This window comes from Gordonia sp. NPDC003376, assembly GCF_053589235.1.
Genome location: NZ_JBSFRM010000002.1, coordinates 155834 through 172817 on the forward strand (window position 1 = coordinate 155834; position 16984 = coordinate 172817).

Annotated in this window: 15 protein-coding genes; 2 read left to right on the plus strand and 13 right to left on the minus strand. The window is 68.4% G+C overall.

The genetic code is table 11. From position 1 onward, the window contains the following. Window positions 1-384 precede the first annotated feature (384 nt). Both hisS and ACWDUA_RS02920 read right to left on the minus strand, forming a co-directional pair. Window positions 385-1650: a histidine--tRNA ligase gene (hisS, locus tag ACWDUA_RS02915; protein WP_449749498.1), complete on the minus strand. Its 1266-nt coding sequence runs from the start codon at window positions 1648-1650 to the stop codon at window positions 385-387. Continuing rightward, the gene (locus ACWDUA_RS02920) at window positions 1647-2420 is read right to left on the minus strand and encodes an MBL fold metallo-hydrolase (protein WP_449749499.1); all 774 of its coding nucleotides are present in this window, start codon (window positions 2418-2420) and stop codon (window positions 1647-1649) included. Before ACWDUA_RS02920 ends, hisS begins: the two co-directional genes overlap by 4 nt. 171 nt (window positions 2421-2591) lie before the next feature. Here ACWDUA_RS02920 and ACWDUA_RS02925 point away from each other — a divergent pair, with 171 nt between their 5' ends. Beyond that, window positions 2592-3542, plus strand: a complete 951-nt coding sequence (locus tag ACWDUA_RS02925) for a peptidylprolyl isomerase (RefSeq protein WP_449749500.1) — start codon at window positions 2592-2594, stop codon at window positions 3540-3542. A gap of 173 nt (window positions 3543-3715) precedes the next feature. Here the strand turns inward: ACWDUA_RS02925 and ACWDUA_RS02930 are convergent, their stop codons facing one another. The 9 genes from ACWDUA_RS02930 to ruvC form a co-directional block, all read right to left on the minus strand. Beyond that, window positions 3716-6115 (minus strand): RelA/SpoT family protein, encoded by a 2400-nt coding sequence (locus tag ACWDUA_RS02930; protein ID WP_449749501.1) that lies wholly within the window; start codon window positions 6113-6115, stop codon window positions 3716-3718. Between the two features lie 258 nt (window positions 6116-6373). Next, window positions 6374-6940 carry an adenine phosphoribosyltransferase gene (locus tag ACWDUA_RS02935; RefSeq protein WP_449749502.1) on the minus strand — a complete coding sequence of 189 codons (567 nt, stop codon included), beginning with the start codon at window positions 6938-6940 and terminating at the stop codon, window positions 6374-6376. Between the two features lie 41 nt (window positions 6941-6981). Beyond that, entirely contained in the window at window positions 6982-8646 is a 1665-nt protein-coding gene (locus ACWDUA_RS02940) for an ABC transporter substrate-binding protein (protein ID WP_449749705.1), read from the minus strand. Between the two features lie 56 nt (window positions 8647-8702). Beyond that, window positions 8703-9914: a protein translocase subunit SecF gene (secF, locus tag ACWDUA_RS02945; protein ID WP_449749503.1), complete on the minus strand. Its 1212-nt coding sequence runs from the start codon at window positions 9912-9914 to the stop codon at window positions 8703-8705. Then, on the minus strand, window positions 9911-11569 hold the full coding sequence (gene secD, locus ACWDUA_RS02950; protein WP_449749504.1) for a protein translocase subunit SecD: 1659 nt from the start codon (window positions 11567-11569) through the stop codon (window positions 9911-9913). Before secD ends, secF begins: the two co-directional genes overlap by 4 nt. Before the next feature lie 167 nt (window positions 11570-11736). Continuing rightward, the gene (gene yajC / locus ACWDUA_RS02955) at window positions 11737-12126 is read right to left on the minus strand and encodes a preprotein translocase subunit YajC (protein WP_449749505.1); all 390 of its coding nucleotides are present in this window, start codon (window positions 12124-12126) and stop codon (window positions 11737-11739) included. Window positions 12127-12241: 115 nt separating this feature from the next. Continuing rightward, window positions 12242-13279 carry a Holliday junction branch migration DNA helicase RuvB gene (gene ruvB, locus ACWDUA_RS02960; protein ID WP_449749706.1) on the minus strand — a complete coding sequence of 346 codons (1038 nt, stop codon included), beginning with the start codon at window positions 13277-13279 and terminating at the stop codon, window positions 12242-12244. Between the two features lie 86 nt (window positions 13280-13365). Then, on the minus strand, window positions 13366-13965 hold the full coding sequence (ruvA, locus tag ACWDUA_RS02965; RefSeq protein ID WP_449749506.1) for a Holliday junction branch migration protein RuvA: 600 nt from the start codon (window positions 13963-13965) through the stop codon (window positions 13366-13368). Further along, complete coding sequence (gene ruvC / locus ACWDUA_RS02970) at window positions 13962-14552, minus strand: crossover junction endodeoxyribonuclease RuvC (RefSeq protein WP_449749707.1); 591 nt, start codon at window positions 14550-14552, stop codon at window positions 13962-13964. Before ruvC ends, ruvA begins: the two co-directional genes overlap by 4 nt. Before the next feature lie 101 nt (window positions 14553-14653). Here ruvC and ACWDUA_RS02975 point away from each other — a divergent pair, with 101 nt between their 5' ends. Continuing rightward, entirely contained in the window at window positions 14654-15262 is a 609-nt protein-coding gene (locus ACWDUA_RS02975; RefSeq protein ID WP_449749507.1) for a hypothetical protein, read from the plus strand. A gap of 250 nt (window positions 15263-15512) precedes the next feature. Here ACWDUA_RS02975 and ACWDUA_RS02980 read toward each other — a convergent pair whose 3' ends face one another. Both ACWDUA_RS02980 and pdxT read right to left on the minus strand, forming a co-directional pair. Next, entirely contained in the window at window positions 15513-16265 is a 753-nt protein-coding gene (locus tag ACWDUA_RS02980; protein WP_449749508.1) for a YebC/PmpR family DNA-binding transcriptional regulator, read from the minus strand. Window positions 16266-16352: 87 nt separating this feature from the next. Then, a complete protein-coding gene (gene pdxT, locus ACWDUA_RS02985) occupies window positions 16353-16976 on the minus strand; it encodes a pyridoxal 5'-phosphate synthase glutaminase subunit PdxT (RefSeq protein WP_449749509.1) in 624 nt (207 codons plus the stop codon). Between the last annotated feature and the right edge of the window lie 8 nt (window positions 16977-16984).

Genomic DNA, 16984 nt, shown 5'->3' on the forward strand with positions numbered 1-16984 from the left:
CCGAGTCGAAATCCCCGCAGCCACGCCCGGCAGTGACCACCCCCGAGATGGTAACGTTCCGAGCCCGGCCGACCGAGGCTTCGACACCCCTCGCCGCTGCGCTCCTCATCGGCTCAACCACCAACGCCCGGTTGATGATTGAGCCGGGACCGAGCATCGCGAGGACCCGAGTCGAAATCCCCGCAGCCACGCCCGGCAGTGACCACCCCCGAGATGGTAACGTTCCGAGCCCGGCCGACCGAGGCTTCGACACCCCTCGCCGCCCTGCGCTCCTCAGCGGCTCAACCACCAACCAGCCGTTGGTGATTGGGCCAGGACCCGTGTCGATACCCGGGGAGACGCTCAACCACCATTTCCCACTTGCCTATTCGGCGGAGTATCGGTTCACCCGAGCAGGCGGCGTACCTCGTCGACGATGCCGTCCAGCGATGCCTTGTGCTGCTCACCGTTGGTGAGGTTCTTCACCTCGACGGTGCGCTCCTCGAGCTCGCGGTCACCGAGGACCAACGCGATGCGGGCCCCGGAGCGGTCGGCCGCCTTCATCGCGCCCTTGAGTCCGCGGCCGCCGTAGGCGAGGTCGACACTGATCCCGGCGCTGCGCAACTGGCCTGCCACACCCACCAACTCGGCCTTCGCGTCGGACCCGAGGGGGACGCCGAACACCTGGCACCGCGCCGCGTCCGCGCCGGCCACACCCTCCGCCTCCATCGCCAGCATGGTGCGGTCGACGCCGATGCCGAATCCGATGCCCGACAGATCCTGCTTACCGCCGATCTGCTGCATCAGGCCGTCGTAGCGGCCGCCGCCACCGATCCCCGACTGCGCGCCGAGACCGTCGTGGACGAACTCGAAGGTGGTCTTGGTGTAGTAGTCCAGTCCCCGCACCAGGCGCGGGTTGATCTCGTAGGGCACACCGAGACGCTTGAGATGGGTCAGCACGGTGTCGAAGTGTGCGCGAGCGTCGTCGCCGAGGTAGTCCAGCAGCAGCGGGGCGTCGGCGGTCGCCTCCTTGATCTCCGGGCGTTTGTCGTCGAGCACACGCAGGGGGTTGATCGCGGCGCGCTTGCGGGTCTGCTCGTCGAGGTCGAGCCCGAACAGGAACTGCTGCAACGCCTCCCGGTACCGCGGACGACTCTCGTCGTCACCCAGCGAGGTGATCTCCAGCCGGAACCCCGACAACCCGAGCCGACGGTAACCCTCGTCGGCGACAGCGATGACCTCGGCGTCGAGGGCCGGGTCGTCGACGCCGATCGCCTCGACACCGACCTGCTGTAGCTGCCTGTAGCGGCCGGTCTGCGGCTTCTCGTAGCGGAAGAACGGTCCCGCGTAGCACAGCTTCACCGGCAACTGGCCGCGGTCGAGGCCGTGCTGGATGACCGCGCGCATCACACCGGCGGTGCCCTCCGGACGCAGCGTGACCGAGCGGTCGCCACGGTCGGCGAAGGTGTACATCTCCTTGCTGACGACGTCGGTGGATTCGCCGACACCCCGCGCGAACAGGGCGGTGTCCTCGAACACCGGCAGTTCGATGTGCCCGTAGCCGGCGCGGCGGGCGGCGTCGGTCAGTGTGTCGCGCACCTTGCGGAAGTCCGCGGAGTTCGGCGGGTAGTAGTCCGGGATACCGCGGGGGGCCGCGAATTCTGCGCTCACAGTCCGAATCGTCCCTTCTTCGACGTGTCTGTGGTCTGGTCTGTGTCTGTCCGGGGACCTCGGCCCGGGGTCAGGCCGGCCAGGAACGGGTTGGTCGCGCGCTCCTGCCCGATCGAGGTCTGCGGGCCGTGGCCGGGCAACACCTGGGTGTGGTCGGCGCGGGGAAGCAGGCGCTGCGCGATCGAGTCGAGCAGCTGCTGATGGTCACCGCCGGGCAGGTCGGTCCGTCCGATCGACCCGGAGAACAGTACGTCACCGCTGAAACACACCGGGACCGTGGTGGTCTCCCCTGCAATGTCGGCGTCGGATGCATCGGCCGGCACCTCCACGTCGAGGGTCAGCAGGACCGACCCCTGGGTGTGGCCTGGAGCGTGGTCGACGGCGAACCGCAGGCCGGCGATCTCCACGTCCTCACCGTCGACGAAGTCGATGACCTTCTCCGGTTCCCGGAACACCATCGATCCGATCAGATCGCCCAGCGCGTGCCCGAGGCCGATCCCGGGGTCGGCGAGCATCGGCCGGTCGTCGGGGTGGATGTAGGCGGGGATGGAGTATTCGTCACACAGTTCGGTGGCATTCCAGGTGTGATCGAGATGTCCGTGGGTCAGCAGGACGGCGACCGGCGTCAGCTCGTGCTCGGCCAGCAGTTCACGCGCGGTGGGGGCAGCGTCCTGACCGGGATCGATGATCAGGGCCTCGCTGCCCCGGTCGGCAGCCACGATGTAGCAGTTCGTCTGGAACATTCCTGCCGGGAACCCCGTGATCACCATGCCCTCCATTGTGGCGCAACGTCCGGTTCGGCTTGCGTGGTGGTCGGCGTTGGGCACCGCCCGTCGGCATCCGAACAGCCGACGCGCCGAGCACCCTGGTGAGCGAACTCTCAGAAAGAACTGGCACACTTGCGAGTCGATACCGTCGAGGTTCAGGAGGGATCCACCAGCGTGTCCACCAACGAGGAACGCCGCGAGGCGGCCAAGCGAAAGCTGGAGGAGCGTCTCGAACGGGAGCACCAGGCGGCACGCAAGCGCAAGATCATCATCGGATCGGTGTCGGGTGTTGTCGTCGTCGCGATCGTCGCGGTGGCGACCTATTTCATCGTCGACAAGATCCAGACCGACCGGTTCGATGCGGCGCACCTGACCTGTGAGTACACCACGGTGCCCAGCCGGTTCGACCAGATCAACACCCAGGTCCCCGAGCAGATCACCGACCCGGCGCAACGCAAGCTCTACCAGGAGCAGATCGACAAGCTGCTCGCCGGCAAGGGCAAGCAGAAGCAATCGCCCAAGCCCGACGCCACCCAGGCCAAGGACGGCACGTCGACGCTGACCCTGGACACCACCCAGGGCGCCGTCCCGATCGAGCTCAATCGCAGTGGCGCACCCTGCAACACGGGCGCGGTGATCTCCCTCGCCGACAACAAGTACTACGACGGCACCACCTGCCACCGGATGACGACCGCCGACCTCAAGGTGCTGCAGTGCGGTGATCCCACCGGCACCGGTGCGGGCGGCCCGGGCTGGACCAGCCCCGACGAGCCGCCGACCAACCTGAAGTCGGCCGGTGACGCCAACCCGATGACCGGACAGCAGCCGGTCACCTACCCGCGCGGCACCGTCGCGATCGCCAACAGCGGCCAGGCCCAGCAGGGTGAGAGCAACTCCGGCGGCGCGGCCCAGTTCTTCATCATGATCCAGGACTCCACGCTCCCCGCGAGTTATGCGGTGGTCGGTCATGTGGAGCCGGCCGGCATGGAGGTCGTCGACAAGGTGTTCGCGGGCGGCATCGATCCGGGTCTGACCACCAACCAGACCACCGGTGCGATCGAGCCCGCCACCACCGACGGCACCCCCAAGCTGCCGGTGACGATCACCACCGCGACCGTGTCCTGATCGCGCTCACCCTCGAACACAGGAGAGCGCCGGTGACCGTGGAGGTCACCGGCGCTCTCGTCGGTGCTGGTCTCGTCACGTCGCGGTGCCAGGCCCCGTGACGGTCGAACTCCCGTGACGGCCGAAACCAGCCGTGACGTGAGTCCGCCGCGACCCCGGACACCTGCGCGACGTCAGGCTGCCGAAGTCACCCGGTACACGTCGTAGACACCCTCCACGTTGCGCACCACGTTGAGGACATGCCCGAGGTGCTTGGGGTCACCCATCTCGAAGGTGAACTTGGAGACGGCCACCCGGTCACGGCTGGTGGTCACCGATGCCGACAGGATGTTGACACGCTCGTCGGCGAGCACCTTGGTCACATCCGACAGCAGGCGATGCCGGTCGAGTGCCTCCACCTGGATGGCGACGAGGAACACCGACTCCGGCGACGGCGCCCACGACACCGGGATGATCCGTTCCGACTGGTCCTGCAATGACGACGCATTGGTGCAGTCGGTGCGGTGGACGCTGATCCCACCGCCGCGGGTCACGAAACCGAGGATCTCGTCGCCGGGTACCGGCGTGCAGCACTTGGCGAGTTTGATCATCACGTTGTCGACACCCTCGACCACGACACCGGCGTCACCGCCCTGCCGCGGCCGTGCGGTCATCGTCGACAGCGTGGACCGTTCGGCGAGGGCCTCGGTGGCCTCCTCGATCCCGCCGAGCGCGGCGACGAGGCGATTGACCACGTGCCGTGCCGACACGTGGTTCTCACCGACAGCGGTGTAGAGCGCGGTGACGTCGGCGTAGCGCAGTTCCTTGGCGACCGCCGCCATCGAATCGGCACTCATCAAGCGCTGCAACGCCAGTCCGCCGCGGCGTACTTCCTTGACGATGGCGTCCTTGCCGGCCTCGAGGGCCTCCTCGCGACGTTCCTTGGCGAACCACTGCCGGATCTTGGCCTTGGCGCGCGGTGAGACGACGAAGTTCTGCCAGTCCTTGCTCGGTCCGGCGTTGGCGGCCTTGGAGGTGAACACCTCGACCACCTCACCGTTCTCGAGCTGACGTTCGAGGGCGACCAGCCGACCGTTGACGCGGGCACCGATACATCGATGTCCCACCTCGGTGTGCACCGCATAGGCGAAGTCGACCGGGGTGGATCCGGCGGGCAGCGTGATCACGTCCCCCTTGGGGGTGAACACGAAGATCTCCTTGACCGCGAGGTCGAACCGCAACGACTCGAGGAACTCCCCCGGGTCGGCGGCCTCACGCTGCCAGTCGAGCAGCTGCCGCATCCACGCCATGTCGTCGATCTCGGCGGAGTCCGAGCGACGGCCCTTGCGGTAGCCGCCCTCCTTGTACCGCCAGTGCGCCGCGATGCCGAACTCGGCGGTGCGGTGCATGTCGTGGGTGCGGATCTGCACCTCGAGGGGTTTGCCCTCCGGTCCGATCACGGTGGTGTGCAACGACTGGTACACACCGAATCGCGGCTGGGCGATGTAGTCCTTGAACCGGCCGGCCATCGGCTGCCACAGCGAATGCACCACGCCCACCGCCGCGTAACAGTCGCGCACCTCGTCGCACAGGATGCGCATGCCGACCAGGTCGTGGATGTCGTCGAAGTCGCGACCCTTGACGATCATCTTCTGATAGATCGACCAGTAGTGCTTGGGCCGGCCCTCGACGGTGGCCGAGATCTTCGCCGCACTCAACGCGTTGTTGATGTCGGCACGCACCCGCGCCAGATAGGTGTCGCGCGACGGTGCACGGTCGGCGACCAGCCGCACGATCTCCTCGTACCGCTTGGGGTGCAGAATCGCGAACGACAGGTCCTCGAGCTCCCACTTGACGGTCGCCATCCCCAGGCGGTGCGCCAGCGGTGCGATCACCTCGAGGGTCTCGCGGGCCTTGCGGGCCTGCTTCTCCGGCGGCAGGAACCGCATGGTGCGCATGTTGTGCAACCGGTCGGCCACCTTGATCACCAGCACCCGCGGATCACGCGCCATCGCGATGATCATCTTGCGGATGGTCTCGGCCTCGGCGGCGCTGCCGAGCGCCACCTTGTCGAGTTTGGTGACACCGTCGACCAGGTGCGCCACCTCGGCGCCGAAGTCCTTCTCGAGCTCGTCGAGCCCGTAGCCGGTGTCCTCGACGGTGTCGTGGAGCAGGGCCGCGACCAGCGTGGTGGTGTCCATTCCGAGGTCGGCGAGGATCGTGGCCACGGCGAGCGGATGGGTGATGTACGGATCACCGGACTTGCGGTTCTGCCCGCGGTGGCGTTCCTCGGCGACGTCGTAGGCGCGCTGCAGGGTGGCGACGTCGGCCTTCGGATAGATCTCGCGGTGCAGGGCCACCAGCGGTTCGAGCACCGGACGGACCGGTCCACGGGTGGCGGTCATCCGACGGGCCAGACGCGCCCGTACCCGGCGTGATGCCGACGAATGCTGCGGGACCGTGCCCGGCGTACCCACGCCGGGGGTGTCGGTGCCGTTGGTTGTGGGGGGCGTCCCGGCAGCTGCCGGTGAGATCTCGTCCTCGGGCGCGCCGGGCGCGGCGAGACGGCCTGCGGAGTTCGGCTCGTCGGCCATGGGACCTCCCAACGTCGGTCACGGATGCAGTCCTCTGCATGACACCGGACCCGTCTGATTCTAGTCCGCGGTCTCATCGGCCCCCGGTCGGATGGGCCATGTGCCCGACGGCCCGTCATGCGGCGGTATCGATCCGGGTCAGGGTCGATCCGGGTCAGGGTCGATCCGGGTCAGGGTCGATCCGGGTCAGGGTCGATCCGGGTCAGGGTCGATCCGGATCAGGGTCGATCCGGGTCAGGGTCGATCCGGGTGAGAGGATCAGTCCAGGGTGACGCTGTGCACCGGGATGTCACCGAGTCCGGCGGCGATGGTCTCGCGGCCGCCCAGGCCGGCGAGCTCCATGATCACCGCGAAACCGATCACCTCGGCACCGGCCTGCTCCAACAGCCGGGCGGCGGCCACCGACGTGCCACCGGTGGCCAGCACGTCGTCGACCACGAGCACTCGCTGCCCGGCGACGTCGATGCCGTCGGCAGGGATCTCCAGGCGGGCGGTGCCGTACTCGAGTTCGTAGTCGATCGCGAGCACCGGCGGGGGCAATTTGCCGCCCTTGCGGACCGCGAGGACACCGACCTGCAGTTCGCGGGCGACGGCGCCGCCCAGCAGGAAGCCCCGCGCGTCGATACCGGCGACCAGGTCGACCCGGCTGCAGCCGTGGGTCAGCGCGGTGACGATCGCCGACAGCCCTTCCGGATCGGCCAGCACCGGTGTGAGGTCCTTGAAGGCGATACCGGGCTTCGGGAAGTCGGCGACCCGTCGGGCCCGATCGGAGATGGCCGCCCGCGCCCGCGCAAGCGCATCGGTGGTGACGTCGTGTGCCACCATCGAGCCCGGGTCCGACGATTCCGATGTCCGCGGTTCACGCGTCACTTGAGTACCCACCGATCCATGTTCCATCCTGTGCCGTTCCGTCCGAGGCCGGCGACGACATTGCCGACCCGATCATTCCACCGGTGCACCCGAGGGGATGCGAACAGAGGGATGGACGGGACCTGATCCCACGCCGCACGTTCGATCGTGCGCACCAGGCCGAGCCGCTCGGATTCCAGGCTGGCGACCGCGAGTTCGTCGATCGCGCGGGTGGCGTCGGCGTTGCGGAAATCGCCCAGGTCCAGAGGGTCTCCACCACGCAGCTGGTAGGCGTCGCGGATGGGGTCGGCGGCTCCGGCGGCGGCGAAGGACGCCCCGTTGGCGACCAGCAGGACATCGGCGGTGCCTCCCAGGGCCTTCGGCCCCATGGTGTCGGAGGACACGTCGGTCACGGTGATCCCGGCCCGTGTGCACGAATCGGCGATCGCGGTGACCATCTGCTGCCACCGCGGGGTCGGTGCCAGATATCCGATCCGCACGGTCCGTGCCGCCGGACGGGCGGTGCCGTCGTCGGCGGTGCCGGCCGCATCGGCGAGCAGGGTGCGCGCGCGGTCGAGATCGGGCCGCAGATACTGCCGTCCGAACTCGCCGTTCAGGCTGCCGGCGAGATCGTCGGCAGGAGCGAGGGTACGCAGGTTCCACATCTGGGCGCCCTGACCGAACTGCCTGGCCAGCGCGTCTCGGGGCACGCAGGAGGCGAAGGCGCGGCGGACGCGGACGTCGCCGAAGACCCCCTTGCCCGACAGCACCAGGCCCTCCACGCCGAGCGCATCGCCGGGGCTGCCGGTGACCGAGGTGTCGACCGCCGAGGTATCGGTGCGATCGTTCCCTGCGACCATGCCCGCGGTCACGTCGACCACATCGTGTCCACCCTCGGACAGGCGGCGTGCCGGATCCGATCCGCGTCCCCACACGACAACCCGATCGGTGGCGGCCTGGTCCCCCCACCACGTGTCGTTGCGGACCAGCACGAGTCCCTCGGACATGGAGTACCTGTCGATCCTGTACGGGCCCGCCGCCGGGAACGTGGCCGCGTCGATCGGTCCCGGTTTCAGATCGAATCCGGTGTTCCAGGCGGTGGCGATCCGTGCGAGCACCGACGCGTTGCGCGTGCGGATCGCCGCCAGGACGTCCCCGGTCCCGGCGGCCCGGGCCACGACATGCGCCGGCAGCAGGGTGCCCGCCCCGAACAGCGACAGCCAGTCGCGGTAATCGCGGCCGGCCGCGAACCTGACCGTCGCGGTCTTGTCCCCGGGATTGCACGCGACGTCGTCGATGTCGCGGTATCCCGCGGTGGTGGCCGGGGTGAAACCGGCGAACCTGCCGCTCATCGCCGCCCACGCCAGGACGAGGTCGTCGCAGTCGAGTGGCTGCCCGTCGGAGAACGCGGCCTGCGGCGTGAACTCGTATCGCAGCGTCAGCCGCGCACCGGGTTGGCGGGTGACGGTGCCGATGTCGCGGTCGGGGGTGACCTGCCCGGCGTTGCCGAGCAGGCTGAAACCGGGTAGCACCCGTGTGGTGGCCATCAGCACACCGTCGGCGTTGCCGTCGACGGTGTTCGCGTTGTAACTGCTGATGTCGGCGTCGACCACATAGTTGACGGTCGGCGGCGTGTCCTCACCACACGCCGAGGCCAGCCCGGTGACGACGGCGCACGCCATCACCGCGGCGGCGATGCGGGTGTGCCGCCGATCGAACCAAGTCACGTCTGCCGACCCTAGTGCTTGCGGCGCCGTTTCCCGGTGGGCACGGCGGTCGTGTCGTCGTCGGCTGCGCGTGCGCGACGTGACCGGGTCGGTCGGGTGGCCGCCCGGACGTCGTCCGGGTTCTCGCCGGCGTCGATAGCGGCACGCCGCGCCAGCACCCGTGCGGTGTGCTTGGAGATGTCGGCGCGCCGTTCCTTGAGGGTCACCAGCAGCGGTGCCGCCAGGAAGATCGACGAGTAGGTGCCCACCACGACGCCCACGAGCTGGATCAGCGCGAGGTCCTTGAGTGTGCCGACGCCGAGCAGCCATACCGCGATCACCATCAGCGCGATGATCGGCAGCACCGAGATGACGGTGGTGTTGATCGACCGCATGAGGGTCTGGTTGATCGCCAGGTTGGCCTGCTCACCGTAGGTGCGGCGGGTGGTCTGTAGCACCGATCGGGTGTTCTCCGAGACCTTGTCGAACACGACGACGGTGTCGTAGAGGGAGAAGCCGAGGATGGTGAGCAGACCGATGACGGTCGCCGGGGTCACCTCGAAGCCGACCAGGGAGTACACACCGGCGGTGCAGATGATGTCGAAGAACAGTGACGCGAGCGCAGCCAGGGACATCTCCCGGTCGAAGCGCACCGCGATGTAGACGAAGACGATCACCAGGAACACCACGAGGGCGATCAGCATCTTCTGGGTGATCTCCTTGCCCCAGGTGGAGCTGACCTCGGAGATACTCACATCGGACGCCTGTAACTGCGGGTGGGCGTCGGTCAGCGCGACCGTGACCGCACGGGCCTGCTCGAGGCTCAGCGCGTCGGTCCGCACCTGGACGGTCTGGCTGGAGCCGGTGCCTGCCGTCTGCACCGAGTCGGGCGCCTTGCCGATCGCCTTGCCGACGACGTCCTCGACCGACTGGCTGGTGATGCCCTGCGACACCGGGATGGAGATCTGGGTGCCGCCCTCGAAGTCGATACCGAAGGTGAAGCCGCGGATCGCCATCGACAGGATGCAGATCGCCAGGATCACACCGGTGACGAGGTACCACATGCGTCGCTTGCCGACGATCTCGAAGGCACCGGTGCCGGTGTAGAGCCGGGACAGGAACGACCGCGAGGTGTCGGCGCGGAAGTCCGCGTCGGATCCGGTGGTCGGATCGGCTGCGGGGTCGGTCACGGCGCCTGTCGGGCCGGCCGGGGTACGCGTGTTCGCGCCGTTACCGCTGGTCATTTCGCTGATCCTTCCGCGGGCGCGGGCTCGGTGGTGGCCTCGGTGGTCTTGTGCAGTTTCGCGACGCGATCGGCGCGTTCGATGCGACGCTGCCGGGCGACCTCGCTGACCGCACCGAGACCGTTGATCTTCGGGCGGGACAGGAAGTCCGAGCGGCTGGCCAGGACGACCAGCGGATGAGTGACCAGGAACACCACCACGATGTCGAGGATGGTGGTCAGGCCCAGGGTGAACGCGAAGCCGCGCACCTCTCCGACCGCGAGGATGTAGATCACCGCGGCCGCGATGAAGCTGACCGCGTTACCCGACCAGATGGTGCGGCGGGCCGACGCCCAACCGCGTGGAACGGCGGAGCGGAAACTGCGTCCCTCGCGCATCTCGTCCTTGATGCGTTCGAAGTAGACGACGAAGGAGTCGGCGGTCATGCCGATACCGATGATCAGACCTGCGATACCGGCGAGGTCGAGGGTGAACCCGATCCAGCGTCCGAGCAGCACGATGATGCCGTAGACCATGACCAACGACAGCAACAGCGACAGGACGGTCAGGAAGCCGAGCATCCGGTAGTACGCGAGTGCGTAGATCAGCACCGCGATCAGACCGACCGCACCGGCGATCAGACCGGCACGCAACGACGACAGGCCCAGGGTGGCCGACACGGTCTCGGCGTCGGAGGTCGAGAACGACAAGGGCAGTGAACCGTACTTCAGGACGTTGGCCAGGTCGGTGGCCTCGGTCTCGGTGAACGGATTGCCGGTGATCTGGGTGGCACCGGTGATCGCCTGGTTGATCACCGGAGCCGACACCACGCGGGTGTCGAGGGTGAAGGCGGTCTGCTTGCCGACGTTGCCGGCGGTGTACTGCGGCCAGGTCTTGGCGGCGTCACCCTTGTACTCGAGACTGACGACCCACTCGCCGGTGTCCGGCTGGGTTCCCGAACTGGCGGACTTGATGTCGCGCCCGTCAATGATCTTGGGTTCGAGCAGGTAGACCGTCTTGCCGTCGGTGGAGCACGCCACCAGGTACTGGTTGGGGTCGTCGTTCCCCAACAGTGGGTCGTTGGCCCCGGGGTCGCAGTTCATCTTCGCCATGTACTGCGCCAGGGCCTCGGTGTTGGCCCCGGCGGGTGCCTGGCGCAGCTTCTTCTGCTCGGCGATGGCCGCGGCGACCTGGTCGGCGGGCAGGTTCTTGTCGACCGCGTCGGCGCTCTGACCTGTCTGTTTCTGCGGCGTGGCCGGCGTCGAGGTGAGCACCGGACGCACGTACAGGCGTGCGGTCTGGCCGAGCGACTTGGCCTGTGAACCGTCCTGGCCGGGCACCGTGATGATCAGATTGCTGCCGGAGACCACGACCTCCGAGCCGCTCACACCGAGGCCGTTGACGCGCTGTTCGATGATCTGCTTGGCCTGATCGAGCTGCTCGCGGCTGGGCTGCTGCCCGTTCTCGGTGCGCGCGGTCAGCGTGACGCGGGTGCCGCCCTGCAGGTCGATGCCGAGTTTCGGCTCCGGGGAGCCGCCGCCGGTGAAGAAGATCAGGAGATAGACCAGGGCCAGAAGTGCGATGAACGCCGTGAGTGGCTGCCACGGCGGGACCTCGCGTGAGGTGGACCGCTTCTGTGCAGCACCCTTCTGGGCGGCCCGGCGGGGGGTTGTCACGGTGTTCTCGATCTCCTCTTGTGCTGACGGTCGACTCCGGCGCCGCCACTCTACTGCTCCGTCAGATGCGTGTCGGCAACCGACATGCCTCCGCCCCCGGCGTCGCCGGGGGCGGAGAGTCGGGACCGTTCAGGCGAGCTGTCCGGTTTGTCGGATCGACGGTCCGATCACTTGTCCGAATCGGCCGAACTGTCGCCACCCGACTTGTTCAGGTTGGGGCCGTCGAGCGGCGGGGTGTCCAGATCGTCGTCGTCGGTCTCGACCGGGGTGTGGCCCGGGTAGGTCGCGGCGGCATCCTCGGTGAGGACCACACGCATGATCGCGAGACGGTTCCAGCGGGTCACCACACCGGTGGCGATCTCGACGTCGACGTAGTCCGACGACGACGAATCGATCACGGTGCCGAACAGGCCCGAGGTCAGCTGCACCCGGGCACCGGTCTGCACCGAGTTCTGCATGTCCTGCATCTCGGTCGCGCGCTTCTTCTGCTTGCGCACCGAGAAGAACATGAATGCGACCAGCAGGACCAGCAGCACGGGGAAAAACAGGGATTCCATGGAGAGACGTCTTCCTTCATCACTTCGGCGAGGCCACGTCGGGCCGCACACACACTTCTTCCAGTGTGCCATGCGGGGGCAAGCCCACCACCGAGCCCGCGTCGGAATTGTCCGATCAGAGGTCGTCCGACACCGATCGTGTGCCCACCTCCCGGGGCCGGACCCCGAAGGTGGCGTTCATCGCACCCGCCGGCGGCGTCAGGCCGAGATGGTGCCAGGCGGCGGCGGTCGCGACCCGGCCGCGCGGGGTGCGCGCGATCATCCCGGCACGCACCAGAAATGGTTCGCACACCTCCTCGACGGTCGCGGGCTCCTCCCCGACCGCCACGGCCAGGGTCGACACACCGACCGGTCCCCCACCGAATGCCCTGATCAGCGCGTCGAGGACGGCGCGGTCGAGCCGGTCGAAACCGAGTTCGTCGACGTCGTAGACCGCGAGCGCGGCCCGGGAGACGTCGACGGTGATCACCCCGTCGCCGCGGACCTCGGCGTAGTCGCGGACCCGGCGTAGCAGTCGGTTGGCGATACGCGGGGTCCCTCTCGAGCGGCTCGCGACCTCGGAGGCGGCCTCGGGCCGGAGGTCGATGCCGAGGATGCCTGCCGAGCGTCGGAGCACCTGTACGAGCTCGTCGGTGTCGTAGAACTCCATGTGCGCGGTGAAGCCGAACCGGTCACGTAGCGGTCCGGTGAGCGATCCGGACCGGGTGGTGGCGCCGACCAGCGTGAACGGTGCGACGTCGAGCGGGATGGAGGTGGCGCCGGGGCCCTTGCCCACCACCACGTCCACCCGGAAGTCCTCCATCGCGAGGTAGAGCATCTCCTCGGCGGGGCGCGCGATGCGGTGGATCTCGTCGATGAACAGGACGTCGCCCTCGATCAGGTTCGACAGCATCGCCGCGAGGTCTCCGGCCCGCTCGAGTGCCGGACCCGAGGTGACGCGGATGGCCGATCCCATCTCGGCGGCGATGATCATGGCGAGGGATGTCTTGCCGAGGCCGGGCGGTCCCGACAACAGGATGTGATCGGGGGTGCCGCCACGCTTCTTGGCGCCATGGAGGACGAGTTCGAGCTGCTCGCACACACGGGGCTGGCCGATGAAGTCGGCCAGCGACCGCGGCCGCAGCCCGGCGTCGAAGTCGGCGTCGGCCCGCACCGGGGTGGCACTGACCTCGCGTTCGAGGTCCTCGGGGTTGAAATCCCCAGGGTTGAAATCCCCAGCGCCGAAATCCCGGGGGGCGTTCACGCGGTCCTACCCAGCCGCTTGAGTGCGTGTCGGAGTGCCTCGGACGCGTTGGCGTCGGGGTCCTCGGCGAGCACCGCGGCCACCGCCTTCTCCGCCGGGGCGGCGGTGAAACCGAGTCCGATGAGAGCCTCGGTGACCTGCGGCCCGATCCCGCCGAGGCCGGCCGGTCCGGCCCCTGTGGCGGACTCGGACACCGGTCGGTCGACCTTGTCGCGCAGTTCCACGACGAGCCGTTCGGCCACTCGTTTGCCGATGCCGGGCACAGTGGTCAGCGCCTTGACATCGGAGTCTGCCAGGGCCCGGCGCAGGGCGTCGGGGACGAGGACCGCGAGCGTGGCCATCGCCAGGCGTGGACCGACGCCGGTCACCGTCTGCAGCAGGGCGAACAATGCACGGGCGTCGGGTTCGGTGAACCCGTAGAGGGTCATCGAGTCCTCGCGCACGATCATCGTGGTGAGCAGTGTGGTCTCGTCACCGCGGCGCAGCCGCGAGAGGGTGTCGGGGGTGGCCAGTACGCGGTAACCCACACCGGCACAGTCGATCACGACGTGGTCGAGGGCCACCTCGACCACCGGTCCGCGTACCGACGCGATCATGCACTTCTCCCCTCGTCGCCGGCGGTGCGCCCGGCCCGGGCCGCGGCGACCCGTTGTCTGTGGATCTTCGCCATCTCGTCGGCCTTGCGCTGGGCGGCCGCCATCCGTTCGATCATCGGCCCACGCCAGCAATGGCAGATGGCCAGTGCCAGCGCGTCGGCGGCGTCGGCCGGGCGCGGCTTGGTCTGCATCCCGAGGATACGGGTCACCATGGTGGTGACCTGCGCCTTGTCGGCCCGGCCACTGCCGGTGACCGCAGCCTTGACCTCCGACGGGGTGTGGAACCGCACGGGGATGTTGCGCTGCCCGGCCGCCAGGGCGATCACACCGCCCGCCTGGGCGGTGCCCATCGCGGTGGACACCTGGTTCTGGGCGAACACTCGCTCGATGGCGACCACGTCGGGCTGGTGGACGTCGAGCCAGTGGCACGCCGCGGTGTACACCGCGAGTAGGCGTTCGGCGAGATCCATGTCGGTGGGCGTGCGCACCACGTCGACGTCGAGCGCCGTCACCTGCCGACCGTTCCCCGACTCGACCAGTGCGATACCGCACCGGGTCAGGCCGGGGTCGACACCCATCACCCGCAAGACCGCACCCCTCTTCACAACGAACAGTTGTTCGAGATCTTACCGAGTGGGTGCGACGGTCACGCGCACCGACACGGCACGACGGGCAGACTGGATGCGACATGACCACCTTCCATCCGAGCACCCCGGACGGACTCGTCGACGAGTGCATCACACGCATCCGACGGATCGACGGGGCCGGCGTGGTGATCGTCGACGGTCCCGCCCCCGCGCGTCCGGACGACCTCGCCGAGACGATCGCCCGGCGGCTGCGCGCCGAGGGACGTGCGGCGGGTGTGGTCCGCACCGACGACTACCTGCGGCCGGCGTCGTTGCGTTTCGAGTACGGCCGCGCCGATCCGCTGACCTTCCGGGACGGATTCGTCGACCATGCGGCGATCGACCGCGAGGTGATCGCCGCGCTGCACCGGCACGGCCGCTGGTTGCCCCGACTGTGGGATGCGCAGCGGGACCGCTCGTTTCGCGACTCCACGCAAGCGGCGACCGCCGACCAGATCGTGCTGGTCGGCGGCCCGATGCTGCTCGGTCGAGGTCACGACGCGGATGTGACGATCGCCCTGCGGATGTCGGGGGCCGCGCTGCGGCGACACCTGCCCGGCGACGAGCACTGGACGGTCGATCCACTGCTCGAGCACGCCGCGGGTGCCGGGCCCGCCGACATCGAGGTCCGCTACGACCACCCGGCACGGCCGGCGATCGCCGTCCGGTGACCTGCGGTTTCAGCAGGTGATCCAACGCTTGCCTGCGGCAGCAGGCGGTCGAACGCTTGCCTGCGGCAGCAGGCGGTCGAACGCTTGCCTGCGTCAGCAGGCGGTCGAACGCTTGCCTGCGTCAGCAGGTGGTCCAACGCTTGCCTGCGTCAGCAGGTGGTCCAACGCTTGCCTGCGGCAGCAGGTGGTCCAACGCTTGCCTGCGTCAGCAGGTGGTCCAACGCCGACCTGCTGCGCGCCGGGGAACTCGTCAGTCGTCGAGTTCGGCGAGGACCTCATCGCTGATGTCGACGTTGCTGTAGACGTTCTGCACGTCGTCGGAGTCCTCGAGCGCGTCGATCAGCTTGAACACCTTGCGGGCGCCCTCGGCGTCGACGGCGACCTCCACGGAGGCGCGGAAGCTGGCCTCGGCCGAGTCGTAGTCGATTCCGGCGTCCTGCAGCGCGGTGCGCACGGCGACGAGGTCGGTGGGCTCGCTGACGATCTCGAACTGCTCGCCGAGGTCGGTGACCTCTTCGGCACCGGCGTCGAGCACGGCCATCAGGACGTCGTCCTCGCTCTGACCGTCCTTGTCGAGGGTCACCACACCCTTGCGGGTGAACAGGTAGGCCACCGAACCCGGATCCGCCATGTTGCCGCCGTTGCGGGTCATCGCGGTGCGGACCTCACCGGCGGCGCGGTTGCGGTTGTCGGTGAGGCACTCGATCAGGATCGCCACACCGTTGGGGCCATAGCCCTCGTACATGATGGTCTGCCAGTCGGCGCCACCGGCCTCTTCACCGGCTCCGCGCTTGCGCGCCCGCTCGATGTTGTCGTTGGGGACCGAGGTCTTCTTGGCCTTCTGGATCGCGTCGTAGAGCGTCGGGTTACCGGCCGGGTCACCACCGCCCGTTCGGGCCGCCACCTCGATGTTCTTGATCAGTTTCGCGAACATCTTGCCGCGCTTGGCGTCGATGACCGCCTTCTTGTGCTTGGTGGTGGCCCATTTGGAATGGCCGCTCATACGCTGTTCCGATCCTTCCCGTGCACCGCGACCTCCGCCGAACGACCGGCCACGGGCAAACCAACTTCCTGACGTCGACAGTCCAGTCTACGGCGCCGGGTGGCGTGGATGACGCACCATGTCGACGAAATATGCGTGGACCCGCCGATCACCGGTCACCTCGGGGTGGAACGACGTGGCCAGTACCTGCCCCTGACGGACCGCCACGACGCGGCCGGCGGCCGGGCCGTCGGGCACCTTGGCCAGCACCTCCACCCCGTCACCGACCTTCTCCACCCATGGTGCACGGATGAACACCGCACGCATCGGCACCTCGTCGGTGATGCCGGCGATCTCCAGATCGGTCTCGAAGGATTCGACCTGACGTCCGAATGCGTTGCGGCGCACCGTGATGTCGAGGGCATCGAGGTGACGCGCATCGGGCCGGGTGTCGAGGATGTTCGACGCGAGCATGATCATGCCTGCGCACGATCCGTAGGCCGGCAGTCCGTCGGCGAGCCGGGCCCGCAGCGGTTCGTAGAGGCCGACGACGCCGAGCAGGTGGCTCATCGTGGTCGACTCGCCCCCGGGGATGACGATGCCGTCGACCGATTCGAGTTCGGCTGCGCGGCGAACCGTGATCGCCTCGGCTCCGGCGGAGTCGAGGGCGGCGAGATGCTCGCGGACGTCGCCCTGCAGGGCGAGGACACCGATCCGTGGGGTGGTGGTCATGCGCGGGT